Annotated in this window: 24 protein-coding genes, 1 pseudogene and 1 riboswitch; of the genes and pseudogenes, 9 read left to right on the top strand and 16 right to left on the bottom strand. The window is 70.9% G+C overall.

Going from position 1 to position 25,749, the window contains the following annotated elements; all coding sequences use genetic code 11:
* Window positions 1–15: 15 nt before the first annotated feature.
* From NBG84_RS10495 to NBG84_RS10525, 7 genes are all read right to left on the bottom strand, one after another.
* A complete protein-coding gene (locus NBG84_RS10495) occupies window positions 16–456 on the bottom strand; it encodes an aggregation-promoting factor C-terminal-like domain-containing protein (protein WP_250919055.1) in 441 nt (146 codons plus the stop codon).
* 283 nt (window positions 457–739) lie between these two features.
* Window positions 740–1,603, bottom strand: coding sequence for an ECF transporter S component (locus NBG84_RS10500; RefSeq protein ID WP_250919056.1), 864 nt, complete (start codon window positions 1,601–1,603; stop codon window positions 740–742).
* The gene (locus NBG84_RS10505) at window positions 1,600–3,249 is read right to left on the bottom strand and encodes an ABC transporter ATP-binding protein (protein ID WP_250919057.1); all 1,650 of its coding nucleotides are present in this window, start codon (window positions 3,247–3,249) and stop codon (window positions 1,600–1,602) included. The genes NBG84_RS10500 and NBG84_RS10505 overlap by 4 nt, the downstream gene beginning before the upstream one ends.
* Complete coding sequence (locus tag NBG84_RS10510; protein ID WP_250919058.1) at window positions 3,246–4,466, bottom strand: CbiQ family ECF transporter T component; 1,221 nt, start codon at window positions 4,464–4,466, stop codon at window positions 3,246–3,248. The genes NBG84_RS10505 and NBG84_RS10510 overlap by 4 nt, the downstream gene beginning before the upstream one ends.
* Window positions 4,463–5,122 carry an SCO2322 family protein gene (locus tag NBG84_RS10515; protein WP_250919059.1) on the bottom strand — a complete coding sequence of 220 codons (660 nt, stop codon included), beginning with the start codon at window positions 5,120–5,122 and terminating at the stop codon, window positions 4,463–4,465. Before NBG84_RS10515 ends, NBG84_RS10510 begins: the two co-directional genes overlap by 4 nt.
* Entirely contained in the window at window positions 5,122–6,333 is a 1,212-nt protein-coding gene (locus tag NBG84_RS10520) for an SCO2321 family membrane protein (protein WP_250919060.1), read from the bottom strand. Before NBG84_RS10520 ends, NBG84_RS10515 begins: the two co-directional genes overlap by 1 nt.
* Before the next feature lie 131 nt (window positions 6,334–6,464).
* A riboswitch (cobalamin riboswitch) is annotated at window positions 6,465–6,537 on the bottom strand.
* Between the two features lie 341 nt (window positions 6,538–6,878).
* Window positions 6,879–7,550 carry a TetR family transcriptional regulator gene (locus NBG84_RS10525; RefSeq protein ID WP_250919061.1) on the bottom strand — a complete coding sequence of 224 codons (672 nt, stop codon included), beginning with the start codon at window positions 7,548–7,550 and terminating at the stop codon, window positions 6,879–6,881.
* 398 nt (window positions 7,551–7,948) lie between these two features.
* Here NBG84_RS10525 and NBG84_RS10530 point away from each other — a divergent pair, with 398 nt between their 5' ends.
* From NBG84_RS10530 to NBG84_RS10540, 3 genes are all read left to right on the top strand, one after another.
* Complete coding sequence (locus NBG84_RS10530; RefSeq protein ID WP_285366603.1) at window positions 7,949–9,265, top strand: glycosyltransferase family 4 protein; 1,317 nt, start codon at window positions 7,949–7,951, stop codon at window positions 9,263–9,265.
* Between the two features lie 106 nt (window positions 9,266–9,371).
* A complete protein-coding gene (locus NBG84_RS10535) occupies window positions 9,372–10,103 on the top strand; it encodes a class I SAM-dependent methyltransferase (RefSeq protein WP_250919169.1) in 732 nt (243 codons plus the stop codon).
* Complete coding sequence (locus NBG84_RS10540; protein ID WP_250919063.1) at window positions 10,100–11,176, top strand: prenyltransferase/squalene oxidase repeat-containing protein; 1,077 nt, start codon at window positions 10,100–10,102, stop codon at window positions 11,174–11,176. The genes NBG84_RS10535 and NBG84_RS10540 overlap by 4 nt, the downstream gene beginning before the upstream one ends.
* 202 nt (window positions 11,177–11,378) lie before the next feature.
* On the opposite strand, the gene NBG84_RS10545 is transcribed toward NBG84_RS10540, so the two are convergent.
* Window positions 11,379–11,672, bottom strand: a complete 294-nt coding sequence (locus NBG84_RS10545) for a hypothetical protein (RefSeq protein WP_250919064.1) — start codon at window positions 11,670–11,672, stop codon at window positions 11,379–11,381.
* Between the two features lie 140 nt (window positions 11,673–11,812).
* On the opposite strand from NBG84_RS10545, the gene NBG84_RS10550 reads away from it, so the two are divergent.
* Window positions 11,813–12,364 (top strand): hypothetical protein, encoded by a 552-nt coding sequence (locus NBG84_RS10550; RefSeq protein ID WP_250919065.1) that lies wholly within the window; start codon window positions 11,813–11,815, stop codon window positions 12,362–12,364.
* Between the two features lie 112 nt (window positions 12,365–12,476).
* Here NBG84_RS10550 and NBG84_RS10555 read toward each other — a convergent pair whose 3' ends face one another.
* The 4 genes from NBG84_RS10555 to NBG84_RS10570 form a co-directional block, all read right to left on the bottom strand.
* Entirely contained in the window at window positions 12,477–13,487 is a 1,011-nt protein-coding gene (locus NBG84_RS10555) for an LLM class F420-dependent oxidoreductase (protein ID WP_250919066.1), read from the bottom strand.
* 130 nt (window positions 13,488–13,617) lie between these two features.
* Complete coding sequence (locus tag NBG84_RS10560) at window positions 13,618–14,436, bottom strand: DUF5336 domain-containing protein (protein WP_250919067.1); 819 nt, start codon at window positions 14,434–14,436, stop codon at window positions 13,618–13,620.
* A gap of 310 nt (window positions 14,437–14,746) precedes the next feature.
* Window positions 14,747–15,694, bottom strand: coding sequence for an N-acetylmuramoyl-L-alanine amidase (locus NBG84_RS10565; RefSeq protein WP_250919068.1), 948 nt, complete (start codon window positions 15,692–15,694; stop codon window positions 14,747–14,749).
* Between the two features lie 130 nt (window positions 15,695–15,824).
* Window positions 15,825–16,472: a class I SAM-dependent methyltransferase gene (locus tag NBG84_RS10570; RefSeq protein WP_250919069.1), complete on the bottom strand. Its 648-nt coding sequence runs from the start codon at window positions 16,470–16,472 to the stop codon at window positions 15,825–15,827.
* A gap of 280 nt (window positions 16,473–16,752) precedes the next feature.
* Here NBG84_RS10570 and NBG84_RS10575 point away from each other — a divergent pair, with 280 nt between their 5' ends.
* Together NBG84_RS10575 and NBG84_RS10580 are read left to right on the top strand one after the other, a co-directional pair.
* A complete protein-coding gene (locus NBG84_RS10575; protein WP_250919070.1) occupies window positions 16,753–17,613 on the top strand; it encodes a hypothetical protein in 861 nt (286 codons plus the stop codon).
* Between the two features lie 366 nt (window positions 17,614–17,979).
* The gene (locus NBG84_RS10580) at window positions 17,980–19,419 is read left to right on the top strand and encodes an MFS transporter (protein WP_425608608.1); all 1,440 of its coding nucleotides are present in this window, start codon (window positions 17,980–17,982) and stop codon (window positions 19,417–19,419) included.
* A gap of 67 nt (window positions 19,420–19,486) precedes the next feature.
* Here NBG84_RS10580 and NBG84_RS10585 read toward each other — a convergent pair.
* The 3 genes and pseudogenes from NBG84_RS10585 to NBG84_RS10595 all read right to left on the bottom strand — a co-directional run.
* Window positions 19,487–19,909 (bottom strand): annotated as a pseudogene (locus NBG84_RS10585) (response regulator); the annotation flags it as partial.
* Between the two features lie 224 nt (window positions 19,910–20,133).
* Window positions 20,134–20,304: a hypothetical protein gene (locus NBG84_RS10590; protein WP_250919072.1), complete on the bottom strand. Its 171-nt coding sequence runs from the start codon at window positions 20,302–20,304 to the stop codon at window positions 20,134–20,136.
* A 51-nt stretch (window positions 20,305–20,355) separates the two neighbouring features.
* A complete protein-coding gene (locus tag NBG84_RS10595) occupies window positions 20,356–21,840 on the bottom strand; it encodes a hypothetical protein (protein WP_250919073.1) in 1,485 nt (494 codons plus the stop codon).
* Between the two features lie 460 nt (window positions 21,841–22,300).
* Between NBG84_RS10595 and NBG84_RS10600 the strand changes: the two genes are divergently transcribed.
* From NBG84_RS10600 to NBG84_RS10610, 3 genes are read left to right on the top strand one after another with little or no spacing between them, the layout of a single operon-like run.
* Window positions 22,301–23,152 carry a Nif3-like dinuclear metal center hexameric protein gene (locus NBG84_RS10600; protein WP_250919074.1) on the top strand — a complete coding sequence of 284 codons (852 nt, stop codon included), beginning with the start codon at window positions 22,301–22,303 and terminating at the stop codon, window positions 23,150–23,152.
* Window positions 23,149–23,892: a zinc ribbon domain-containing protein gene (locus NBG84_RS10605; protein WP_250919171.1), complete on the top strand. Its 744-nt coding sequence runs from the start codon at window positions 23,149–23,151 to the stop codon at window positions 23,890–23,892. The genes NBG84_RS10600 and NBG84_RS10605 overlap by 4 nt, the downstream gene beginning before the upstream one ends.
* Window positions 23,892–25,154 carry a bifunctional RNase H/acid phosphatase gene (locus NBG84_RS10610; RefSeq protein ID WP_250919075.1) on the top strand — a complete coding sequence of 421 codons (1,263 nt, stop codon included), beginning with the start codon at window positions 23,892–23,894 and terminating at the stop codon, window positions 25,152–25,154. Before NBG84_RS10605 ends, NBG84_RS10610 begins: the two co-directional genes overlap by 1 nt.
* Before the next feature lie 22 nt (window positions 25,155–25,176).
* Here the strand turns inward: NBG84_RS10610 and NBG84_RS10615 are convergent, their stop codons facing one another.
* Window positions 25,177–25,725, bottom strand: a complete 549-nt coding sequence (locus tag NBG84_RS10615; protein WP_250919076.1) for a universal stress protein — start codon at window positions 25,723–25,725, stop codon at window positions 25,177–25,179.
* Between the last annotated feature and the right edge of the window lie 24 nt (window positions 25,726–25,749).

Consider the following 25,749-nt stretch of genomic DNA (forward strand, 5'->3'; position numbering starts at 1 on the left):
AGACGCCGGGGCTGATCAGTACCAGCCCTGGACCTGCCAGGACGACCAGGCGCCGCACGGGCTGCCGTAGCGGTCCTTCATGTAGTCCAGACCCCACTCGATCTGCGTGGCCGGGTTGGTCTTCCAGTCGGCACCGGCCGAAGCCATCTTGCCGCCCGGCAGCGCCTGCACCAGGCCATAGGCGCCGCTCGACGGGTTGGACGCGTCGATGTCCCAGTTGCTCTCATGCTCAACGATCTTGTTGAAGCAGGCGAACTGCGCCTCGTCGCCGATCATCTTCTTGGCGATCGTCTTGGCGGACGCCACCTCAGCGGCGGCAGGCACCGCGGTCGGCGCGGCCGACGCGGAGGGGGCACTGACGCCGAGCACCATCGCTGCGGACGAGGCCACCAGGGCGGAGCCCAGCAGCGCGGCCTTCGGGCGGACGGTGATACGGCTGAGAACGGAGCGGGTCACTAACGGCACCTAACGTCGGGTACGGGGGCGGCCGCCGGGCACCCCACAGCCGCGAGCAGCCGGACGAGGGGGCCGAAGACTCAACCCGTGGGTGAAGCGAGTACGGGATGGCCGTTGGCGACCGGACCAGTGTTAGCGGGCCCCGGAAGCGCTGGCAATGACCCGACGTACTAGCCAGCCTCGCATTCGGCACCGCTGCCCATGGTGAGCTTTGACCGACTTTGCCCGATTTCCTGGGCCCTGAGGCACCCGCGCGTGCCTCCTAAGCGTCTACGTAGAGGACCTAAGCCCTGTGGGGCGGCTCACCCTCGCGTTCCCCGGCTGGGGCGTCGAAAGTGACCTGGGTCTCGAAGGCGGCCCGCCGGGTCGCCCGACGCAGTGCCTTGAGGATCGCCGGGCCCAGCGTCAGGGTCAGTACGAGCGTGATCGCGGCCCGTCCCAGGTCCCAGCCCATGGAGGTCACCAGGCAGTAGGTGAGGAAGCGGACCAGATTCTCCGAGAGCGGCTCTCCCGGGTGGAAGGAGATGTTCGATGACACGCCCTGGAGATAGGTCCAGCCCTGGAGGTTCATGACCGTGCCGTAGGCGAAGGCCGCGACCGTCCCGTAGAGACCGAGCATCGCCACCTCGGCACGGCCGCGGACGCGATCCGCACCCGGCAGCAGGCCCACCCCCATCGTGAACCAGCCCATGGCCAGCATCTGGAACGGCATCCAGGGCCCGACCCCACCCGTGAGCAGCGCCGACGCGAACATGGTCACCGCACCGAGCACAAAGCCGAACCCGGGGCCCAGCACCCGTCCGCTGAGCACCATCAGGAAGAACATCGGCTCAAGGCCCGCGGTGCCCGCGCCCAGCGGGCGCAGCGCCGCTCCCACCGCGGCCAGCACCCCGAGCATCGCCACCGCCTTGGCGTCCATCCCGGTGTCGGCGATGGTGGCGACGACGACGGCCACCAGGAGCGGTAGCAGGGCCGCGAACAGCCACGGCGCGTCCGCCGCGTGGTCGTGGAGGCTTGAGCGCTCATCCGCGAGCAGCGGCCAGCCGAAGGCGACGATCCCGACCGCGCTGATCAGCACCAGGGCGGCGATGGCCCGGGGGCCCAACCGGACCGGTCGCGCGGACGGCGGGGAATCCACGGCGCTCACAACGAGTCCTGCGGGCGCTGTGCCAGGGCACGCTCGACCTCGGAGACGGTCAGCCAGTGCTGTGGGGCGAGGACCTTGGTCACCTGGGGCGCGAACGCCGGGGAGGACACCACGACCTCGGCCGTCGGCCCGTCCGCGACGATCTCACCGTCGGCCATGATGAGTACCCGGTCCGCGAGGTCCGCGGCCAGTTCCACATCGTGGGTGGCCAGCACCACGGCGTGGCCGTCGGCTGCGAGCCCCTTCAGGATGGTGGCCAGCCGGGCCTTGGCCGCGTAGTCCAGACCGCGGGTGGGCTCATCCAGGAGCAGCAGGGGCGGTCGCCCGGTCAGCACGATGGCCAGCGCGAGGGCGAGTCGCTGCCCTTCGGAGAGATCCCGCGGATGGGTCTCGTCCGCGACCCCCGGCAGCAGCTCGCTCACCAGGGCGCGACAGGAGCCGGGTGCCGCGTCGGCGTCCGCGTCCGCAGCCGCGCACTCGGCGGCGACGGTGTCCGCGTACAGCAGATCCCTCGGCTCCTGCGGTACGAGACCGACCTGGCGGATCAACTCGGCGGGTGCCGCCCGGCGCGGGGTGAGTCCACCGACGACCACGGTTCCCGACGCGGGGGCCACCATGCCCACGAGCGTGCCGAGCAGGGTGGACTTGCCGGCCCCGTTGCGTCCCATCAGCGCCACGGTCTCGCCGGGCGAGAAGGCGAGGTCGATTCCGCGCAGTGTCTCGGCACGCCCCCGGCGGACGGTGAGCTTGGACAGGGTGGCGACGGGGTCCCGCTGACCCCTGCTGGCATCGGGCTTCCGCTCCGCGCTGCCCGACAGCGGGGCCGACCGGTCGGCCAACCGCTCCCGCAGGGACGCGGCACGGCGACGGGCGTCCCGTACCGACAGCGGCAACGGTGACCAGCCCGCCAGTCGTCCCAGGCCCACCACCGGCGGATACACCGGCGAGCGGGTCATCATCTCGGCGGGCGCGCCCATCAGCGGGGCCTCGCCCGGGGCCGGTAGCACCAGGACCTGGTCCGCGTACTGCACCACGCGCTCCAGCCGGTGCTCGGCCATCAGCACCGTCGTCCCGAGGTCATGGACGAGCCGTTGCAGCACCGCCAGTACCTCTTCGGCGGCCGCGGGGTCCAGTGCGGAGGTCGGCTCGTCCAACACCAGCACCTTGGGGTGGGTGGTCAGCACCGAGCCGATCGCCACCCGCTGCTGCTGCCCGCCGGAGAGGGTCGCGATGGGCCGGTCCCGAAGCTCGGCGAGCCCCAGCAGGTCGAGCGTCTCCTCGACGCGTCTGCGCATCACATCGGGGGCGATCCCCAAGGACTCCATGCCGTAGGCGAGTTCGTCCTCGACGGTGTCGGTGACGAAGTGCGCCAGTGGGTCCTGACCGACCGTGCCCACCAGATCGGCGAGTTCGCGTGGTTTGTGGGTGCGGGTGTCCCGACCGTCGACGGTGACCCGGCCGCGCAGGGTGCCGCCGGTGAAGTGGGGCACCAGCCCGCAGACCGTGCCGAGCAGGGTGGACTTCCCCACCCCCGACTCCCCGACGAGCAGCACCAGTTCACCCTCGGGGACGGTGAGGTCGATGTGCTGCAGGGTCGGGCGTCCCGCATCGGCGTAGGTGACCGACACCTTCTCGAAGCGGATCACGCGGACTCCTTGGTGGACTGCGACAGGGGCGGTACGGGGGCGATGAACGCCGGGAGCAGCCCGATCAGGATCGACAGCGCGGGCCACAGCGGCAGTGCCGGGACCACCAGCGGTACGACTGAGGGGTGCAGGGCGTCCGGGGCGTAGCCGCCGGCCCAGATCATCAGCACGGCGACGGCGGCGCCCGATCCGGCGACGCACCAGGATCGCGGGCCGAAGCGGTCGGGGCGGTAGCGGGTGCGTACCGAGCGGCGACCGCCGAGCCGCAGCCCGGCGACGGCGGTGATCAGCCCGATGAACAGCAGCGGGAGAGCGTAGGAACCGCCCTCGGCCGTGAGCAGGGCGTAGGAGCCGGCGCACACCCCCAAAAGACCGCCGAGGGTCAGCGCGGTGGTGGTGTGCCGTACGGCGGGCGGCACCTGGGCGCTGCGGCCGTAGCCGCGCGCGTCCATCGAGGCCGCGATGGCGATGGAGCGCTCCAGGGCGCCCTCCAGCACGGGGAGCCCGATCTGGGCGATGGCCCCGATGCCGCCGGTGCGTCGACCGCGCAGCCGTCGAGCGGTCCGCAGCCGTGCGATGTCGGCCACCAGGTTGGGGGCGAACGTCATCGCCACCACCACCGCGACACCGACCTCGTACAGCGCTCCTGGCAGGGATTTCAGCAGCCGGGCGGGGTTGGCGAGGGCGTTGGCCGCGCCGACGCAGATCAGCAGGGTGGCGAGCTTGGCGCCGTCGTACAGCGCGAACACCACCTGCTCGGCGGTGATCCGACCGCCGACGCGGATTCCGCGCGCCCAGTCGGGGAGCGGCACCTCGGGTAGCAGGAGCAGGGTGTGGGTGCCGGGGATGGGGGAGCCGAGGGCGACGGAGAAGAGGACGCGTACGGCGATGACGAAGAGTCCGAGCTTGACGAAGGCCGCGTACGAGCGGGCCCAGGGGGCGTCGGTGCGCCGGGCGGCGACGACATAGCCGGCCACGGCGACGAGCAGGCCGAGCAGGAGCGGGTTGGTGGTCCGCGACGCGGCGGTGGCCAGCCCCAGGGCCCAGAGCCACCAGGCCCCGGGATGCAGGGCGTTGCGCCGGTCCGCCTCGGGCGCCCGCAACGCCCGCCACCAGGTGCCGGCGGACGGGTCGGGGACGGTCGGCTCGGCCGGCTCCGCGATGGGGGCCCCGCCATCGAGCCGGGGGTGGGGGCGGTCCACGGGTGGCTGACTCATCGCCTACGGCGACGGGACTGCCAGAGCGCCGCCCCTCCCAGCGTCAGAATCGCGGCCACCCCGGCCAGTACACCGACCGAAGGGCCGGCATCCTGGTCGGACTGGTCGGCTTCGCTCTGCGTACCGGGGGAGGCGGCGGGGGTGGGGCGATTGCCCGAGAGCTGCTCGCCACAGCCCGTCCTCGGATAGCCCGAGATCGCGCACAACAGCGCCTGGCTGTTGTAGCGCAGTGGTTTGGCGACCGCCGCCAGCGCGTCGGCGGCCGTGGCCGCCCTGGGCACCTGGGCACAGGCGGTGCGCGGCGCGGGCGGCTGCTCACCGGTCGGGGCGTCCTTCGCCGTGCCCGGGTCGATGACCAGGGCGATCCGCTTGGCGCCGGGTCGGGGCGGGGTCGCACCGCAGACGGCCTCGAAGTCGGGCGCCTGCCGTGGCTGGGCCGAGTCCGCGCTGTCCTCGCTGACCGAGAAGCGGTACCCGGTCACCGAACCGTCAGCCGGGCGGGCGCTCGCCGGGCCTTCGGTGGCGTACACCCACGAGCCGCCTTCGCCGAGCCAGAACGACCAGTAGCGGTACCCCGCCGCCTGCGCGGGGCCCGCCCCCAGCAGGGTCAGCGCGGCGGTGAGGGCGAGAACGTACGCGAGGAGTCGGCCGCGCATCAGCTCTGTGACTTGCGACGGCCGCTGAACAGGACGCCGACGCCGACGCTCGCGGCGAAGAACGCACCGACGATCCACCACACCGCGACCCCCGAGTCGTTCTCCTTCTTCTTCTCCTCGGGCTCGGGCCCGAGCGCGGTCAGCTCGGCGAGAAGATCCTGGCCGCCGAACTTCTCGGGGTCCGTGTCCGCCGCGTGGGCGGCGAAGATCAACTGTGCGTACGCCGCCGGGCCGGACTCCTTGGCCCAGCCCGCGGAGTCCGCCTGGAGCCAGCTCAGCGACTTCTTCGCCTGGTCGCCGAGGCCCTGGGCGTAGAGCGCGACCACGGCGTCGGCGGTGTTGCCGAAGTCGGGCTTCTCGGCCGGGTCGTCGGAGCCGGGCATGGGCGGGGTGGTGAGATGGCCGGTCTTGGCGAGCGCGGCGGTCAGATAGGTGCCGCCGTTGTGCGCGGCGCCCTCGATGGTGGTGGCGGCCTCGCAGCCGGTGCCTTGGGGGTCCTTCTTCCCCGCCGCCGCGGCCAGACCCTCGCCCCGGGCGGCGGTGACAGCGGCCGCGGTCGAGTCGCCGACCAGGCCCGGCATCGCGGGCTGGTAGACGAAGGCCCCGCCGTTGGCCCCTCCGCACGGCTGGGCGAAGGTGAGGAGTGCGTCATACGGCGACTTGCCACTCTTGGAGCGCACCGATTCCGGCTTCTCATCCGCCGCGGCGAGCGCACCGATCACCACGGCGGTGGAGTTGGCGTCGCTGGCCCCACCGGGGTTGTAGCTCCAGCCGCCATCGGTGTTCTGCACCGACTTCAGCCAGTCGATGGACTTCTGTACGGTCTTGTCCCGGCCGCCGAGCGCGGAGAGCGCCTGCACCGCCGCCGCCGTGGCATTGGAGTCCAGCGGCAGCTTCGCCGCGCAGGGGGCCTCGGCGTCGGCGCGGTAGGCGGGGAAGGCCCCGTTGTCACACTGCTGGCCCGCCAGCCAGTCCACGGCCTTGTCGGCGGGCTTGACGCCCTCGGTGTCCAGGGCGAGCAGCGCGAGGGACTGGCGCCAGACACCGTCGTAGGCGGGGTCACCCTTGCCGTACAGACCGGCCGGCAGCGCGGCGGCGGACGGTGTCGGGGTGGGCGCCGCAACGGCTGCCGGAGCGGCGACCGAAGCGATGGCCGTGCCGATGAGAGCGGTGACGGCGAGCGCTGCGGCGCTACGGCGAACGGGGGTCATGACGGGCGGTGCCTCTCCTGCGGGAGCCGGGCACGGGCACGATCAGGCACCAGGGCTCCGGTTCCGTATACCTCGACGGTGCCGGTCACCGGCGGGTGCCGGTGGCGCAAGCCGGTCACGGCCACATACGAGGCATTCCGACTCACCGCTCTCGGTGGGGCGGCTCACGGCTGCGGGTCAGTGCCGGAATTCCACCGGCTTCCCCCCGTACGGGTGTGATGACGACTCGCCTACTGTACCGGCGGGAGCAAGGGAGACGGAGCGGGCATCTCCGCTTCATTGAGGGCAGGGCGCCCGCTCGCCACCCGCGCACTGGGCGCCCGGTCCTCCGATCCGGCCGCACCGTGTCGGACCCTCTCGCGGCCCACCCCGGGCGGCGCTCCCCCTCGAACCCGCTCACTCATGGGCGACCTCACCCCACTCACTCGTGGTCAAACCGCGACGGTCCTCGACCCTCAGGGGAAGTCCGCCCGGGGTGCGCGGCTGGTGGACCAGGCAGGGCGGGCGGGCAGGCCGGTGGTCGCGACGGTTCGCCGCCCGATCGTTCAAGGCGATGCGCTCCGGGCACCCGCCCTGGCCGTCCTGCCCGTCCGCCCGGGCTCGGGGGGCTCCGGGGGTGTGCGGTCGATCAGCCGGCACACCGTTTCGATGTCCGCCTTCACCTGGGCGATCGACGCCCGCCCCGAGAGCCAGGTGATCAGCGCCGAGTGCCAGGTGTGCTCAATGACCCGCACCACCGAGAGCTGTTCGGGCGCGGGGTCCTCCAGTCCCATGGCGTCCAGGATGATCGCCGTGGTCTGCCGTGAGACCGCTTCCACCTCGGGGCTGACACCGCGGTCGGCGAAGGTCAGGGCGCGCACCATGGCATCCGCGAGATGCGGCTCCCGCTGGAGTGCGCGAAAGGCCCGCATCAGGGTCTCCGCGACCCGCTCGGCGGCGCTCTCCCCGCCCGGAGGGCGCTTGCGCAAGGTGGTGTGCAGATGCTGGAGCTGGTCCTGCATGGTGGCGACCAGGAGATGGATCTTGGACGGGAAGTACCGGTACAGAGTGCCGAGGGCGACGCCGGAGGACTCGGCGACCTCCCGCATCTGCACCGCGTCGAAGCCGCCTTGGCCCGCCAGTTGCGCGGTGGAGTGCAGAATGCGGCGCCGACGCGCTTCCTGGCGTTCCGTCAGGGGTGGTGATGGGGACCCGGACGGCTTGGCTGCGGCTGTCATATGTCCTGTTCCGTTTGTCCTGTTCGGCACGAGTGCGGACCGCGGAGCGCGGCAGTGCGTCCGCCGTGGCGCGAATCACCTGATCCGGCTCCTACGGCGGGACTACCTGCGGGTAGATTCGAGTCTCGTTGGACGACCAAGTCTGAAACTTGTTCTAGATTAGCGCGGGCGGTTACGCTCCGCGAAACATAGCGAGAAGGGGGCCCTGAGTGACCGCTGAGGCCATTGAGGCCGGCCCTCATTCGAGGCCCGACGCGGGGTCGGATGCAGGGTCGAGTTCCGGGCCCGACCAGCGCTCCGGCCAGCTCTCCGACCAGGTGCCCGATCCCCCTCGGGCGTCGCCCCCTCGCCCTGAGGCCACCACTGCGCACCAGGCGCCAACGGCTCGCCCCACCTCCCTGACCGCCCACTCGGCACGCGCCCTCGACCAGGGCGCGACCGCACCCCAGCACGGCCACCACCGCGCTGGGCACAAGTCGCTGCGCATCGCGCTCCTCAGCTACAAGGGCAACCCCTACTGCGGAGGCCAGGGCGTCTACGTCCGCCATCTCTCACGGGAGTTGGCCCGTCTCGGCCATCAGGTCGAAGTGATCGGCGCCCAGCCCTATCCGGTGCTCGACAACGGCGTGACCCTCACCGAGCTGCCCAGTCTCGACCTGTACCGCAACCCCGACCCCTTCCGCACCCCGGCCCGCGACGAGTACCGCGACTGGATCGACGCACTCGAGGTCGCCACCATGTGGACCGGCGGCTTCCCCGAGCCGCTCACCTTCTCCCTGCGGGTGGGCCGCCATCTCTCCGCCCGCCGTGGGCAGTTCGATGTGGTGCACGACAACCAGACCCTCGGCTACGGCCTGCTCAGAGACCTCGGCGCGCCCCTGGTCACCACCGTCCACCACCCGATCACGGTGGACCGCAGGCTCGACCTCGACGCCGCGCCCGACTGGCGCAAGCGGGCATCGGTGCGCCGCTGGTACGGCTTCACCCGGATGCAGAAACGCGTCGCTCGGCGGCTGCCGTCCGTGCTGACCGTCTCCGGTACCTCCCGGCAGGAGATCGTTGAGCATCTCGGTGTGCGGCGGGAGCGTATTCAGGTCGTTCATATCGGCGCCGACACCGACCTCTTCTCGCCCGACCCCGCCGTTGCCGAGGTGCCCGGCCGGATCGTCACCACCTCCAGTGCGGACGTACCCCTGAAGGGCCTCATCCATCTGGTGGAGGCGCTGGCGAAGGTCCGCACCGAACACCCCGCCGCCCATCTGGTGGTCGTGGGCAAACGCGCCGAGGACGGCCCGGTCGCCCGACTGATCGAGCGCTATGGACTCGGCGACGCGGTCGAGTTCGTCAAGGGCATCTCCGACACCGAACTGGTCGAGCTGGTCCGCGGCGCCCAGATCGCCTGTGTGCCGTCGCTGTACGAGGGGTTCTCCCTGCCCGCCGCCGAGGCGATGGCCACCGCGACACCCCTGGTCGCCACCACCGGCGGTGCCATCCCGGAAGTGGCGGGCGCCGATGGTGTGACCTGTCTCGCCGTCCCACCGGGCGACGCGGGCGCCCTCGCCGCCGCGCTCGGCAGACTGCTGGGCGACCCCGAGCTGCGCACCCGGCTGGGTGAGGCCGGACGCCGACGGGTGCTGGAGCGCTTTACCTGGGCGAAGGCGGCACAGGGCACGGTGGAGCTCTACCGCGCGGCGATCGCGAGGACGGCCCGGTGACGTCGTCCGTACACCGGATGCCATGCTGGCCCCGCCTGTGCCACCCCTCCCCGCCGACAACGACGACGGCGCCCCTGACACCCTTCGACTGCGAAAGCGGGATTCCGTGCTGACCGTCGACTTCTCCCGGTTCCCGCTCGCCGCGGGCGATCGCGTACTCGACCTTGGCTGCGGCGCCGGCCGACACGCCTTCGAGTGCTACCGCCGCGGTGCGCAGGTCGTGGCGCTCGACCAGAACGGCGATGAGATCCGCGAGGTCGCCACCTGGTTCGCCGCCATGAAGGAGGCCGGCGAGGCCCCCGAAGGCGCCACCGCCACCGCCGTGGAGGGCGACGCGCTCAATCTGCCCTTCCCCGACGCCTCGTTCGATGTGGTGATCATCTCCGAGGTGATGGAGCACATCCACGACGACAAGGGCGTCCTGGCCGAGATGGTACGGGTCCTCAAACCCGGCGGTCGGATCGCGATCACCGTGCCCCGCTACGGCCCCGAGAAGGTGTGCTGGACGCTCAGCGACGCCTACCACGAGGTCGAGGGCGGTCATATCCGTATCTACAAGGCCGATGAGTTGCTGGAGCGGATCGAGGAGGCGGGACTCGTCCCGTACGGCACCCACCACGCACACGCGCTGCACAGCCCCTACTGGTGGCTCAAGTGCGCCTTCGGCGTGGACAACGACCAGGTCTTGCCCGTCAAGGCGTACCACAAGCTCCTCGTCTGGGACATCATGAAGAAACCCCTGGTGACCCGGCTCGCCGAACAGGCGCTCAACCCGCTGATCGGCAAGAGCTTCGTGGCGTACGCGACCAAGCCCCAGCTGCCCGGGGTCGCCGCGTGACAACTCCTCAGACCGAACACCTGGTGCTGCCCGGGGTGCTCACCGCCGAGCAGGCGGCCGAGACCGTCGCGGGGATACTCGCGATCCAGCGCGAGGACGGCGCGATCCCCTGGTTCTCGGGGCACCATCTCGACCCCTGGGACCACACCGAGGCCGCGATGGCCCTCGACGCCGCCGGTGAGCACAAGGCCGCGGCACGGGCGTACGCATGGCTGCGAAGCCACCAGAACCAGGACGGCTCCTGGTACGCCGCCTATCAGAACGGCGATGCCGAGCAGCCTGGTGATCGGGCGCGGGAGACCAACTTCTGCGCCTATCCGGCCGTCGGGGTCTGGCACCACTACCTGGCCACGGGGGACGAGGGTTTTCTGGACCTGATGTGGCCGGTGGTCTACGGAGCGATCGAATTCGTCCTGCGCCATCAGCAGCCCGGCGGCCAGATCGGTTGGAAGTCCGAGCCCGCCGAAGCCGGCGGCCAACCCGTTGCCGACGCGCTGCTGACCGGGAGCTCCTCGATCCACCACGCACTGCGCTGTGCGCTGGCGATAGCCGACGAGCGCGAGGAGCCGCAGCCGGACTGGGAACTGGCGGCGGGCGGCCTGGCGCACGCGATCCGCCGCCACCCCGAGCGATTCCTCGACAAGGACCGCTACTCCATGGACTGGTACTACCCGGTCCTTGGCACAGCGATCACGGGAGCGGAGGCCACCGCCCGGATCGCGGCACGCTGGGATGAGTTCGTGGTGCCGGGGCTCGGGGTGCGGTGTGTGCTGCCCAACCCCTGGGTCACCGGCGGTGAGAGCTGCGAACTCGCCCTCGCTCTCTGGGCGATGGGCGAGTCGGACCGGGCGCTGGAGATCCTCCAGTCCATCGGCCATCTGCGGGCCGAGGACGGGATGTACTGGACGGGGTACGTCTTCGAGGGCAAGCGCGCGATGTGGCCGGCGGAGCGGACGAGTTGGACCGCGGGTTCGCTGCTGCTGGCGGTGGCCGCCCTCGGGGGAGATGAGGCGACCACCGCGGTCTTCGGCGGCGAGCGGCTACCCCGGGGGTTGGACCCCAACTGCTGCTGAGGCGCCGGGGATTGCCGCGGCGCCCCTGCCGCGGGGTGACACCGGGCCCGCGGCGGTGGCTACTCCCGGTGCGGCACTGAGCCCGCGGCCAGCCGGACGGCATGGCGGCGAGCTCAGCGGCGGCATGGGCGGTGACGCTCCAGCGCGCCCCGGACCATTGGTGTCAGCAGTGGACCTGGTGTCAGTGGTGTCAGCGGTGGGGTCAGCGCCGACGGAGCCGGCCGGCGACCGCGTGCCCGACAAACAGGTACACCACCGCGGCCAGACCGTAACCGGCCACGACCCGGGCCCATGCCTCATCGAAGGTGAAGAGGTCATGTGACCAGCCCGCAAGCCAGCGGGCGGTCTCCTGGACAAAGCCGACCAGGTCATTGCCCCGGTTGGCATCCAGCAGATACATCAGAATCCAGAGCCCCAAGATCAGGGCCATGACATACGCGACGATCGCTATGACCGTCGCGGCCTGGTGCGTTCCATTGCGATGACGAGGACTCATAGCCCTCGTGTTGCCGCTTGTGAGCCTGTGAAACCCCGGGGTTCGTCACTGAGGGGCATCACCCGGGTGGGCTCGCCCGAGTGGCGGAACGCGCCCGGTCGGGTGACGCTGCCAGAACAGTCCCCTCAGGGAGGTCTGCCGTGTTCCGTGATCCGGTACGCCGAGCCCTGGCCGCGCTGGTGTTGTGCTGCGCACTGCTGGGCGGCGCCGCGGCCTGCGGGAGCGATGACGGCTCCGGTTCGTCGGCGTCGACATCGCCCAGCGCCACCAGCTCGGCCCAGGCGCAGAAGTACGCCAAGGCCAAGTTCGTTGCCAACGCGTCCCTCGCGGCGGGTGCGATCTACCAGTGGATCGTCAAGCCCTATCGGGACGGCAGGTTCGCCAAGGGGGCGGACGGCCGGAGCTTCACGCTGGTGAAGGCGGGGCTCGCGGGGGCCTTCGCCTACAACCGGCTGCAAGCGGCCCTCGGCAACGCCAAGGGCGATGACCTGCTGTCCAAGGCGGTCGCCCCGCTGACCGCGGGTATCGATTCACTGAAGGGCCTGGGGACCAAGCTCCGTAACGGTGACGCCGATGCCACCGACATCGGGACCTTCCAGGACGTGATCAACGATGTGAAGAAGGCGGGCCAGGACGCGGGTGTGAAGGTCACCGAGAAGGTGCCTGACCTCTCCCAGCTCACCGGAGGATAAGCGCCGTGGCACCGGCCGCCCTGGCGGTTTGCGCGTCCCCGCGGCGGTCAAGTGGCGAGGCAGATGGCGAGGCAGACGGTGGCCAAGCGACGGGCCGGCGCGGAGGACCCGCTCAGAGCGCCAGCTCCGCGAGCACCCGCATCGTGTGGAGGTCCGGCGAGGTCAGCAGCAGATCAGTCACCGGGCCCGATCGCCAGAGCTCCAGTCGCTCGGCGATCCGCTCCCTCGGCCCGACCAGCGACACCTCATCCGCGAAGGCGTCCGGCACGGCGAGTACGGCCTCCTGGCGGCGACCCTGTGCGAAGAGCCGCTGGATCTGGCGGGCCTCGGATTCGTATCCCATCCGCGCCATCAGATCGGCGTGGAAGTTCCGGGCCGAGGGGCCCGTTCCGCCGATGTGGAAGCCGAGCGTCGCCTTGACCGGCAGCAGACCTTCCGACACGTCGTCGCAGACCTGCACCCGCGCCATCGGGGCGATCATAAAGCCGTCCCGCACCTCGGCGAGGGAGTCCTTGTGCATATCGGTGCGCAGCGGCGACCAGTACAGCGGCAGCCAGCCATCGGCGATCCGGGACGTCTGGGCGATGTTCTTCGGTCCTTCCGCGCCGAGCAGCACCGGCAGGGTGGCCCGCAGCGGGTGGGTGATCGACTTCAGTGGTTTCCCGAGGCCCGTGCCGTCCTCTCCGCGGTGCGGATGACAGTGGTAGCGACCATCGACTTCCACGGGCGCCTCACGGCGCAGCACCTGGCGGATGACCTCCACATACTCCCGGGTCGCGGTGAGTGGGCTGGCGGGGAAGGGCCGGCCGTACCACCCCTCCACCACCTGCGGCCCGGATAAGCCGAGGCCGAGCATCATCCGCCCGCCCGAGAGGTGATCGAGGGTGAGCGCGTGCATCGCCGTCGCGGTGGGGGTGCGGGCCGCCATCTGGGCGATGGCCGTGCCGAGTCGGATGCGTGAGGTGTGGGCGGCGATCCAGGTGAGCGGGGTGAAGGCGTCGGAGCCCCATGCCTCGGCCGTCCACACCGAGTCGTACCCGAGCCGCTCGGCTTCGCGCGCGAGATCGAGATGACCAGGGGTCGGTCCGCGACCCCAGTGGCCGAGAGCGAGTCCCAGTCGCATGGTGCCTCCGCTGCCCAGAAGGGAGTCTGACGAGGCGTCAGGGTATGTCAGGCGATGGGGAACGGCAATGGCCCTCCGCCCCCCTGGAGTTCACCGAGGGGTGGAGGGCCATGGAAAGCGGTGCGCGGGGTCAGCCGCGCTGGATGCCCGTGGTGTCCTGGAGCAGACCGCGACGACCGTCCTGCGTCTGCGCGATCAGACCCGTACCGCGCTGGTCCACGGCGAGGTACCAGGTGCCGGGGGCGAGTTCGGCGATCGGAGTGGGAGAACCGTCCTCGCCGTACAGCGGACGGGCCACCGGAACGGCGAACCAGAACGGTGCGAAGTCGCCGCCCGCGGGTCCACCGGGGGCGGGCTGCGAGGGCTGTCCGCCGTACGAGGGCTGCGGCTGACCCTGCTGGGCCGGCGGCTGGCCTTGCTGGTTGGGGTAGGGCTGCGGCTGAGCACCCGGGTAGCCGTAACCACCCTGCGGCTGACCGCTGTAGGGGGTGGGAGCCGCCGGACGCGGCGCACCGATCAGCGGAGCCTTGAGCGCGGGGACCAACTGGTTGCAGACCGCACCGGCGGCGAGTACGAGCGCTGCGATGAACCCGAGGATCAACCCGGCGCCCGCGTCGAAGGAGATACCGCCGTCACTGAGTGAACCCGCCGGGTCGAAGAGCGCGCCGAGGGCGGACCAGGCGGTGAAGACGGCCAGTACGAGACCGATCTGCCCGAGTTCAAGGCCGAGCACCTTCGGCGGGCGGGGCAGCAGATGGGAGAGAACGATCAGCGCGGCGCTGATGATGCCGGCCAGATAGACGCTGAGGAGCAGGGACCCGCTGTCCCAGGCGGAAATCTCTCCGCACGTGGCCTCGCAGTCGAACGTGCTGAGGAACGAGGCGATGAACAGCAGTACCGCTGCTCCGATCACCACGCCATCGCCTCGTGTGAGGGAGCGGATGTTCACGTAACGAAGTCCTTTGTCGGTCGTCTGTCGGTCGTCTCAACGGGCGGTCATCGCTGCCGCCGGAGGAGGAGTGTGCAACACATGGCCCGGGGTGACGTGCCATCGTAGGGTGAATCTATCGTCTGCCCGATCAGGACGTCTGCCAGGTGATGGCACTCACCTCTGATCAGCAGCCGGATCGAGACGGTATCGGAATCAGCGGCCGGCCCGGTGCGGGAAGGACTCGAACGCCCGTGCGTGGCCTAGGGGCGGTGCGTCGGGCGGTGGCGGCGGTCCGTCCGGGAACCGCCGCCCACCACGATTGACCTGCTCATTTCACAAGGAAGCTCTGTAGTCCCGCGGCCATGCCGTGCGCCGCCCGCTGCCGCCAGCGCGGGTTCGTCAGGAGGTCGGCGTCCTCGGGGTCGCGCATATTGCCGCACTCGATAAATACTTTCGGCACGGTGGAGAGATTCAGTCCCCCCAGATCCTTGCGCACATGCAGCCCGGTGCCTTCACCCACATAGTTCGAGGGTTCGCTGCCAGTGCTGCGGGCGAAGCCCGCCGCGATGTGTTCGCCCAGCTCACGTGAGGGGCCGACAATCCGCCTGGTGTCCGCTGTGCCCGCCGTGACCAGGCCCGGGAGGATCATATGGAATCCGCGGTTGCCCCGTGCCGAGCCATCGGCGTGTACGGAGATGACCGCGTCGGCCCTGGCGTTGTTGCCGAAGCGCGCCCGTTCATCGACACAGGGGCCGAAAGGGCGCTCACCGTCATGGGTGAAGGAGACCTTCGCCCCCCGCCGCTCCAGGAGGGCCCGCAGCCGCACGGAAACATCCCGGGTGAAAGCGGCCTCGGTGTAACCGGCGTTGGTGGCGGTGCCGGTCGTATCGCATTCCTTGCGGTGGGTTCCGGCGTCCACGAGTCGATTGATCTCGGCGGTGTGCTGGAAGTTGCCGGGGTTGTGGCCCGGGTCGATCACGATCACCTTGCCGGCCAGTGGGCCGTCGGTCCCGGCACCGGATGACCGCGAGGGGTGGGGCGGCTTGGCGTCGACCGTCTTTCCGCCCGGTGAGGGGGAGCCAGCCGTGGTGGCGGCAGCCTCCGAGGGGGTGTCCGGGCCAGGGCTGCTGTCCGGGGATCGCGACAGCAACCAGCCCACCAGCGAACCGGCCAGCAGAGCGATGACGGTGAGGGTGAGGGCGATGCGCACACCGGGCGGTCGGCGGCGGGGCGGAGCGGTCGGTGTTGCTGATCCTGCGGTCTCGTCATGCGGCACGTCGGCGATCGTAGGGCCTCGCGCCCGGATCGGTCCGATCCGATCGGCGCCCATGGGCGCGTCGCCACCGTCGGCCGCTGTTCCTTGATCGCCACCCGCGGGCGGTGCGGGGCCGTTTCACCGCGGCCGGTCAGATCCCCTCGGCGGTTCGGCGCAGAACGCGCAGCGAGTCCGTCACGGAGACCTCGGTGAACGCGCCGGAGGCAAGGGCACGGCGAAAGACCCGGTAGGGGGCCTGACCGCCGTCCGCGGGATCGGGAAAGACATCGTGGATCACCAGCAGTCCACCCGGTGCGAGATGGGGCACCCACCCCTCGTAGTCGCCGCCCGCGTGCTCCTCGGTGTGCCCGCCGTCGATGAACACCAGCCCGAGCGGGGTTCCCCAGAGCCGTGCGACCTGGGGGGAGCGGCCGACGACAGCGACCACATGGTCTTCCAGGCCGGCCTGGTGCAGGGTGCGCCGAAAGGTCGGCAAGGTGTCCATCCGACCGAGTTCGGGATCGACCACGGAAGGGTCGTGGTACTCCCAGCCGGGCTGCTGCTCCTCACTGCCCCGGTGGTGGTCCACCGTGATGGCGGTGATGCCTGCCGCCCGTGCGGCGTCGGCGAGCAGAAGGGTCGAGCGCCCGCAGTAGGTGCCGACCTCAAGCAGCGGCAGTCCGAGCGCACCCGCTTGCACCGCGGCCGCATACAGGGCGAGGCCTTCGGCCAGGGGCATGAACCCCTTGGCGCCGTCAAAGGCTGAGAGGGTGTCCTGCGCGGGTGCGGCGGTGGCCATGGGGTGGCTTTCCTCCTGGTCGTACGGGTGTTCTGGCGCCCATGGTGCCGCATACGGCCCCTGCGTCCCACCCGCGGGCAACGGCCCCGAGCACACCGCGTCCTCACCGGCCCGCCGAGGCCGCCGCCTGCGGCGCGCAACACAACGGACGCGGCGGCCCCCTCCAAGGCCGTCAAACGGCCTGGTCTGGCTGAATGCTGAGGCGCACTGGCCAGACCCGGGGGCATGCTCTATTCCTGGGCGGATGGATGGTGTGGAGTGGCTGGCGCTGAGTACGAGCGTGCTTGTCGTGTTACTGAACATGGGCATCGGCGGACTGGCCCTGTGGAGCTACCGCACCCATCGCCGGGCGGCGGAGCGCCTGATGGCGTCGGACGTCCTGGACGCGTATCACGCGGCCTGGTTGCTCGGCTCCGGATTCGGCGCGGAGGCATCACGGCGACGGGAGTCCGATGCCGCCGAGATGGCCTTGGAAGCGCTGGTCTCGGCTGGGTCGGTCCAGTTGGATCAAGGCGGCGACCTGGTACTGACCGAGGGCGGGGACCAAGCGCGGGCGGTGTCTTCGGCGCATCCCTTGGAGCGGGTGGCCTGGCGGTTCAGCCGCGACGCACTGGCCGCCGGAAGCACCGTGACGGTGGAGGGCCTGGCCGCTCACTCCCACTTCCGTACCGCCTGCGTGACGCACAGCGGGCAGTTGGCGGAGTACCTACCGAGCCGCCATTGGCGCCACGACGATCTCGGCGGCCTGGTTCCGATGGTCGCGGGGCTTATCGCGGCGGGATGGTTCACCGTGAACACCTGCCTGGTCATGGTGCTGGCCTTCCGCGACGAGACCGACTGGTCGGACTCCGAGGATGCCTCCGGGGTCATCGGCGGGGTGATGTTCCTGACTCTGCTCACCGCGGTGATCTCCGCGATCGTCCTGATGGTCCTGCACATGTCCCTCTGGCTGTGGTGGAAGAGGCGATGGCCGCGCAGGCTTCGCAGGTACTGCCGCGCACTGGTTCACCAGCGGACCGGCGGTGGGACCCTCCCCCCTACGCCCCACCCGGCGACTCCAGCCACGGGCAGCACGGGAGATGCCCGCCGCACCTCGCCGCCCGACCTGGACACCTTCGATGCTGACCTATCGTCAGAATGAAGGAGCCTCAGGCGCGGTGGGGGAGTGATCCCTGTCACCGTTCTGCCGGAGGGAGACCCGGGGCATCGGTAGGAGACCGATGGGTGCTGCGCGGCTTGGGGACTGGCCGGGCAACACCCTGGAGCTCATGAGGCAGGGGAGGCCGAGCCCCTGTCTGCCCTGTCTGCCCCTGTCGGGAGGAGGCGGTACAAGGCCTGGAGCAGGGCGGGATGCGGCGCCGCACCGCCCGGACCGAGCCCGGGTGCTGAGTCTGCGCGCCAGACCGGGTCCGAGGTCCCGGCCAGAGCCCCATCCGAAGTCCTAGGACAGGCGTTTCAGTCCCGTACGGCAATATCCGGATGTACTGACCGTAGACCGGCTGAGACCATGACAGTCATGGTCCAAGCCCCCACAGATCTTCAACAGACCCGAATACCCACCCCCGCACTCCGCTCCACGCGCACCTTCCTGGTGCTCTTCGCCGCCTGCGCCGGACAGTTCCTCGTCGTCCTCGATGTGTCCGTCGTCAATGTCGCGCTCCCCTCCATGCGCGCCGACCTCGGACTCTCCACCACCGGTCTGCAATGGGTGGTCAACGCCTACGCCATCGCCTTCGCCGGCTTTATGCTCCTCGGCGGTCGGGCCGCCGATGTCTTCGGGCGCAAGCGGACCTTCCTCTTCGGTCTCGGCCTCTTCACGGTTGCCTCGCTGGCGGGCGGGCTCGCCCAGGAAGGCTGGCAGTTGCTCGCGGCCCGGGCGGTCCAGGGGCTCGGTGCGGCGGTGCTCGCCCCGGCGACGCTGACCATCGTGACGGCTGCCGCGCCTGCGGGCCCGGCCAGGACCCGAGCGATCGGCACCTGGTCGGCCGTGGGTGCGGCAGGCGGCGCGGCCGGAGGTTTTGTCGGGGGAGCCCTCACTGATCTGCTCTCCTGGCGTTGGGTGCTCTTGATCAATGTGCCGGTGGGTGCCCTGGTGCTGGTGGGCGCGGTGTTCTGGCTCACCGAGAGCCGGGAGAAGACGGGCCGTCGCCTGGACCTGCCGGGCGCATCGCTGGTCACCGGGGGACTCGCGGCGGTTGCGTACGGCATCGTCCAGACCGAGGAAGCCGGTTGGATCGCGGCGCGGACGCTGCTGCCGCTGCTTGGCGGGCTGGCGGTGCTGGGATTGTTCATCCTGGTGGAAGCACGGACCAAGGCTCCGCTGATGCCGTTGAAGGTGTTCCGCTCCCGGGCGGTGACCGCGGCCAATGTGACCATGATGGTGATCGGCTCGGCGTCCTTCGGCATGTGGTTCTCCATGACGGTGTACGCGCAGAACGTGCTCGACTACTCGCCCCTCAAAGCCGGGTTGGCGTTGATCCCCAGTTCGGTGGCGGTGGTGGTCGGCTCCAAGCTCGCGCCCCGACTGATGACCCGGGCGGGGGCGGCGAATGTCGCCGTCATCGGGACGCTGATCGCGGCGACCGGTTTCGGCTGGCAGTCGACGATGACCGCCGATGGCGGCTATCTCATGTCGATCATGATCCCGGGCATGCTGATGATGATGGGCATCGGCCTTGCGGCGACCCCACTGGCCGCGCTGGCAACGGCGGGCGCCGAGCCGGGGGACGAAGGTCTGGTCTCCGGCCTGATCAACACCTCACGCACGATGGGGGGTGCGTTGGGGCTTTCGGTCTTCTCCACGATCGCGGCATCGCGTGCGGGGGACAGCGCCGCCGAGGTCGATCTCACGGCCGGGTACGCCCTGGCCTTCAGGGCGGGGGCCGGGCTACTGGTGACGGGCGCTGTGGTGATGCTGTTCTGGCTGCCGCGACGGACCGAACACTGACGGCGCAGGAGACCGACGGACCGGAGAGACGGGCGCGCTGTCGCTATGTCTATGCGCTGTCGTCGGGGGCGGCGGCCAGGGCGGGGTCGATCACCGTCTCCCCCGTCAGCACCATGCGTACTGCCCGTACCAGTTCCTCCACCGGGCCGTCCTTCACCACGAACCCCGCAGCTCCCGCGGACAGCGCACGCTGGAGATGGCCGGGCCGTGCCGAGGTGGTCAGAACCAGTACCCGACACTCGGGTACCTCGTCCCGTAGGGCCGCGGCGGCGTCAAGTCCGCTGAGCCCGGGGAGTTCCACCTCCAGCAGAGCCACATCCGGCCGGGTCTCCCAGGCCTTCTTGACCACCTCGTCGCCCCGCTCCACCTGGGCGACGACTTCGAAACCGGGCTCTAGGCCGAGGAGCAGCGCCAGGGCACCGTGCCGCCCGCTCTCGTCCTCGGCCAGCAGAATCCGTACGGATGTGGCAGGGCGGTGGTCCCGCGGCATCTCTTCCACGACCGTCATGCTAAGCGCGCGCCGATACCCCCGCGACCTGGGAAGACGACTCCGGACTTCGATAGGGCCCCGGTCGGAGTGCCTGGCGGGAACCCATCCCTGACACGGCCGACCGGGGCTCCCTCCCGCACCCCGACCCACCCGACCGGGAACCGGGCAGCAAGTACGGGAACAGGGTCCCGAGGAAGGAGCCCCGGTCGCCTGGACCCGAGGGATCAGGTCGTTGCCGCGTCGGACTGCCCCGGGCGGCGGTGCTTGCCGTGGGGTTCGGCAGCGGTGTCCTCCGCGGCCGCCGCTACCCCCCGGTGCTTTCCGGCGCCGTTGGCCCCGGACTCCGCCGCCCCCGGCGAGGGCTTCTTGATCGTGTCGGTTCCGGCATCAGACATATGGCTGAATCCCCCCGTTGTCGGCGCTGAATGACTTTCAGGCCGAAGATTCTAACCAGGACCGATGCGCCCGGAGAGCGGTGCCTGCTGCAACGGAATCGGTTGATACGCCACCGAAGCCGTCGCGACCGCCGGCATCGGTGGCGCACACACCCCCACACCCCTTCCGGCAGTGTCCTTCGCGAGCTGTCCACCCACCCCCACCGCTACGGTGCCGACCTCGCCCACGCCCTGTTCGCCCGCCCGCACGGCACCGGCCCGGGCGTTGGCGGCCGGTAGATCGCCCGACGGACCCGCTTCGGTCCGCACAACACGGGCAGCCTCGCCGCCACCCGTCCCTCGCCCCCGCGACTCACCCCGTACCCCCCGGGCCGCGAACAGGTCCTCCGTTCTGATCCGTGCGACCCCGCACGGCACCTGCCCTGTCACATAGGGCAGCCGCAGCACCCCGTCCTCGCCCCACACCCCCGCCCCGACCAGCCACCCCTCGGGCATCGGCAGCGGATGCAGCCGCCGCTCCTCGGGCCGCCAGATCGCCAACCGCCCGGGGACCGCTGGTCCTCCCCTACCGTCCCCACGGTCTTCTTCAGCGGCGCCGCTGCGGGGCTCGACGCCACTGGCATGCGGTCCGGTGACGCCCGGTCCGGTGACGCCCGGTCCGGTGACGCCCGGTCCGGTGACGTGCAGTGCCACTCCACAACGCTCCGGCATCAGCACCTGCCCCGGCTGTGCGGCAACCGGCGTCAGCGTCAGCGCGGAGTCCGCCCGATGGAGACACTCCGGAAAACGCACCGGCAACGCACTCCCCAGTACGCCCCACCCCAGCCGGTCCGTCCCCGGAGCGTTCGACCGGATCACCAGCAGACCGCTGTCGAGGTCGGCCAGCAGCAGCCGATCGTCGCTCCCCGGGGTGATCTGCAACAGCGGTGACATCTCGCCACCCCGCAGGAGATCCACCGCCACCGTCTTCAGCGGACCTCCATCGAACCGTCGGTCGAGTGCGAGCATCCGCCCCAGACGATCCAGCCACACCCCACCCGAACAGCGCCCCGGTACGACGGCGAGCTGCTCAGGCCCGAAGGCGCCCCCCGCCACCAGCCAGATCGCGGTGGCCCGGTCTCCAGGGGCGATCGCATAGACACGATCGCCTTCCGGCGACGGCGGCAGGAGCACCAGTTCGGGCGTCTCGATCCCGCCAAGGGGAATCTCCCCCGTCCCCGCGCCGAGCGGATAGAGCAGCGAGAAGAGATGCCGTCCTCCCACTCGCCTGTGAATCAGCACCCGCCCGTCCGTCAGCGGCAGCAGATCGGCGTCGGCCTGTTCCGGCTGGTGCAGGGGCAGCGGTACGGCATAGGGCTCGGGGCCATCGAGCGTCCACCGCTCGGGGAACAGGGCCTCGCCGACCCCGGCCAGCCGCGCCGCATAGGCGCCGTTCACCGAGATCGCGAACCTCGTCGGTACCGTACGTCCCGCTCTGTCCGGCGTACTCTCCGGCCGGGTGTGCTGCTTGGCGGATTCGATGGCACAGGCTGTCATCGGCTCGTCACCTCCGGCCATGAAGCTTGGTTTCGTACTTCCAGCCGAACAACACGAGCCCTCACCGTTCACACATATGGATGGCTGCGGGAGTAATCACCACTGGGTGCGGAACCGTTTGTGCTCCTCGTACGCGCCCCTCCGTCCGCGACCCGAGGCCGTCCTGCGGCCCCGCTGTTTTCCGGACCGCGCGCTCGCCGCGCCCTGAGTATCCGGCTCTCACCCCCGCCCACCAGCCCCGCAGCCCTGGACCGCGCATCTCGAAAGCCGGTTCCCCGACCGGAAGTCCGCTCGCCCGAGCCGACTGGCGATACGGCGGTCACGGGCCGCCGGTGTCCGCTCCACCCGGCCCGGTACTCCGTCCCTGCCCGCCGCCCCGGTCGACCGCCGCCGCCCGGTCCGCACAGCCGTCCCGGAGGTCAGGACCGGCGTCGCACCCGGCGCGGGTAACCTGTCTGGCGTGCCCCGCCTCTCTGAAGTCATCGACGCCCTCGACGCCCTCTGGCCACCCGCGCGGGCCGAGCAGTGGGACGCCGTCGGCACCGTCTGCGGCGACCCTGACGCGGAAGTACAGCGGGTGCTGCTCGCCGTCGACCCCGTCCAGGAGATCGCGGACGAGGCGATCGACCTCGGGGCGCAGTTGATCGTCACCCACCACCCGCTCTATCTACGCGGGACGACGACGGTCGCCGCCCAACACTTCAAGGGCCGGATCGTCCACACCCTGATCAAGAACGACATCGCCTTGCATGTCGCCCACACCAATGCCGACACCGCCGATCCCGGAGTCTCCGACGCTCTGGCGGGCGCGCTCGACCTGCGCGTCGTCCGTCCCTTGGTGCCCGACTCCACCGACCCTTCAGGCCGACGTGGGCTGGGACGGATCTGCGAACTGGACCATCCCGAGACCTTGGCGGAGTTCGCCGCCCGCGCCGCCGAGCGACTGCCCGCCACCGCGCAGGGCATCCGGTTCGCCGGTGACCCGGACGCGGTCGTGCGTACGGTCGCGGTGAGCGGTGGCTCCGGCGACAGCCTCTTCGATGTGGTGCGGGCGGCCGGAGTGGACGCCTTCCTCACCGCCGACCTCCGTCACCATCCGGTCTCCGAAGCCACGTACGCCTCCCCACTGGGGCTGGTGGACGCCGCACACTGGGCCACCGAGTGGCCCTGGTGCGAACTGGCTGCCACCCAGCTCGACGAGATCTCCGACCGACACGGCTGGAACCTTCGAGTCCATGTCTCGCGCACGGTCACCGACCCCTGGACCTCCCAACTCTCTTCACGCCTCTCTTCTTCTGGAGCCCCCAACTGAACGCCGCGCCCGCCGACCAGATCCGACTCCTCGACGTCCAGGCCCTCGACGTACGACTGTCGCAGCTCGCCCACAAGCGGAAGTCGCTGCCGGAGCACGCCGAGATCGACTCACTCACCAAGGACCTCCTCCAGCTGCGCGATCTGCTGGTCGCCGCCCAGACCCAGGAGAGCGACACCGCCCGGGAGCAGACCAAGGCGGAGCAGGACGTGGACCAGGTGCGGCAGCGCGCCGTACGCGACCAGCAGCGGTTGGACTCCGGAGCGGTCAGCTCCCCCAAGGACCTGGAGAACCTCCAGCGGGAGATCGTCTCCCTCGCCAAGCGCCAGGGCGACCTGGAGGACATCGTCCTCGATGTGATGGAGCGTCGCGAGTCCCTTCAGGAGCGGGTCGGCGAGCTGACCGAGCGGGTCACCTCCGTCCAGGCCAAGGCCGATATCGCCACCGCACGCCGGGACAGCGCGACCCAGGAACTCGATGACGAGGCCGCGGCGGCCACCAAGGAGCGCGAGGCCGTCTCGGCCGTCATCCCCGCGGACCTGCTCAAGCTGTACGAGAAGCTTCGGGTCCAGCAAGGCGGGGTGGGCGCGGCCCGACTCTTCCAACGCCGCTGCGAGGGCTGCCAGTTGGAACTGAACATCACCGAGGTCAACGCGGTGCGCGCCGCCCCTCGTGACACGGTGATGCGCTGTGAGAACTGCCGCCGGATTCTGGTCCGTACCCCGGAGTCGGGGCTGTAGTGACCGCGGTGCGGAAGTTCGTCGTCGAGGCGGACGGCGGCTCCCGGGGCAATCCGGGACCGGCGGGCTACGGCGCGGTGGTGATCGACGCAGCGACCGGTGAGACGCTCGTCGAGGCGGCCGAGTACATCGGTGTGGCGACGAACAACGTCGCCGAGTACCGGGGCCTGGTCGCCGGTCTCCGGGCCGCGCACGCGTTGGCACCCGACGCGACCGTGCACGTCCGGATGGACTCCAAGCTCGTCGTCGAGCAGATGTCCGGCCGTTGGAAGATCAAGCACCCGGACATGAAACCGCTGGCGGCACAGGCGGCCCGGATCTTCCCGCCGTCGGCCGTCACCTACGAGTGGATGCCGCGGGCGCAGAACAAGCACGCGGACCGCCTGGCCAACGAGGCGATGGACGCGGGCAAGCAGGGGCGGCAGTGGGAGCCCTCCCGCTCCACGGCCCAACTGGACGCGGCGGACAGCGCGGCGGCCCGGGTGGTCGGGGACGCGGCGGCGGGCGCGGCGAAGGCGCGAGCGGCCCTAGCCGGGCAACCCACAGCGCCGGCGCCGGCCGACGAGTCCGAACAGAGCACCAGGACCGCACCTCCGGTCGGCTGGGCGGCATCCGCCGATCTCGGCGCACCCACCACCTTCGTCCTGCTCCGGCACGGTGAGACCGCGCTCACCCCGCAGAAGCGCTTCTCGGGCAGTGGCGGGAGCGATCCCGAACTCTCCGACGTGGGACGGCGCCAGGCCGACGCGGTGGCGACCGCGCTGCTGGCGCGGGGCACGGTCCAGGAGATCGTCAGCTCCCCGCTGCAGCGCTGCCGGGAGACCGCCCAGGTGGTGGCCGCCCGATTGGGCCTTGATGTCCGCGTCGATGACGGCTTGCGCGAGACGGACTTCGGCGCCTGGGAGGGGCTGACCTTCGCTGAGGTCCAGCAGCGGTACGCCGACGATCTGACGGCCTGGCTCTCCTCCGCGAAGGCGGCGCCGACGGGCGGTGGGGAGAGCTTCGCGACCGTCTCCCGCCGGATGGTGGCGGCGCGTGATCGTCTGCTGTCCCGGTACGCCGGTCGCACCGTGCTCGTGGTCAGCCATGTCACACCGATCAAGACCTTGGTCCGCCTGGCCCTTGGGGCACCGCCGGAGTCGTTGTTCCGGATGGAGCTCTCGGCCGCCTCGGTGTCGGCGGTGGCGTACTACGCGGACGGCAACGCGTCCGTCCGGCTGTTCAACGACACCTCGCATCTGCGGGGCCAGCAGAGCGACTGACGAGAGCGCGGGGCCTCGCCCGCTACGGCAGCGGTGCCGGTCCGGGTTCGGATCCCGGCGCTGGTCCCGGTGCCGGGGGCGGCCCTTCGCTCTGGGGCCCGGGCCCGGGTGGCGGGTGTTCGTCCACGGTCCCCGGCCACACCAGCAGTACGGGGCAGGGCGCGTGGTCCACGATGAACCGGCTCGCCGGGCCCAGACTGCGCGGGCCGGGGCGGGTGCGCTCCCCGTCCCTGGCGAGGACCAGCAGTTCGGCGCCCCCAGCGGCCGACACCACTTCCCGTTCGGGTCGGCCGGTGCGCTCCAGCCGGGCGCAGGGTCGGGCGAGACGGTCGGCCGCCGCCGTGAGGATCCGCTCGGCGGAGACGGCGGCGAGGGCCCGCAACCGCTCGCCCGGGTCCGGTGGGTGGTGCCCGCGCCCCAGCAATCCCGCGTACGCCCCTCGTGCCACGCCCGGCACCTCAGGGCCGGTGGTATGCAACAGCACCACATCGGTGTCATCGGGCGCGTAACTGCGGACGGCATCCACACAGGCGGGCCAGGTGCCCTCGACGATCCAGGCGATGACGGTCACCGCGCACCCCTCTCCCGTACACCG

The sequence above is a fragment of the Streptomyces albipurpureus genome, from assembly GCF_023701525.1.
GTDB lineage: Bacteria > Actinomycetota > Actinomycetes > Streptomycetales > Streptomycetaceae > Streptomyces > Streptomyces albipurpureus.

Coding starts and splice junctions, on each gene's coding strand:
- NBG84_RS10510 (WP_250919058.1), bottom strand. CDS start 4,466: ATGAGTCAGCCACCCGTGGACCGCCCCCACCCCCGGCTCGATGGCGGG.
- NBG84_RS10515 (WP_250919059.1), bottom strand. CDS start 5,122: ATGCGCGGCCGACTCCTCGCGTACGTTCTCGCCCTCACCGCCGCGCTG.
- NBG84_RS10520 (WP_250919060.1), bottom strand. CDS start 6,333: ATGACCCCCGTTCGCCGTAGCGCCGCAGCGCTCGCCGTCACCGCTCTC.
- NBG84_RS10525 (WP_250919061.1), bottom strand. CDS start 7,550: ATGACAGCCGCAGCCAAGCCGTCCGGGTCCCCATCACCACCCCTGACG.
- NBG84_RS10545 (WP_250919064.1), bottom strand. CDS start 11,672: ATGAGTCCTCGTCATCGCAATGGAACGCACCAGGCCGCGACGGTCATA.
- NBG84_RS10555 (WP_250919066.1), bottom strand. CDS start 13,487: ATGCGACTGGGACTCGCTCTCGGCCACTGGGGTCGCGGACCGACCCCT.
- NBG84_RS10570 (WP_250919069.1), bottom strand. CDS start 16,472: ATGGCCACCGCCGCACCCGCGCAGGACACCCTCTCAGCCTTTGACGGC.
- NBG84_RS10580 (WP_425608608.1), top strand. CDS start 17,980: ATGACAGTCATGGTCCAAGCCCCCACAGATCTTCAACAGACCCGAATA.
- NBG84_RS10590 (WP_250919072.1), bottom strand. CDS start 20,304: ATGTCTGATGCCGGAACCGACACGATCAAGAAGCCCTCGCCGGGGGCG.
- NBG84_RS10595 (WP_250919073.1), bottom strand. CDS start 21,840: ATGACAGCCTGTGCCATCGAATCCGCCAAGCAGCACACCCGGCCGGAG.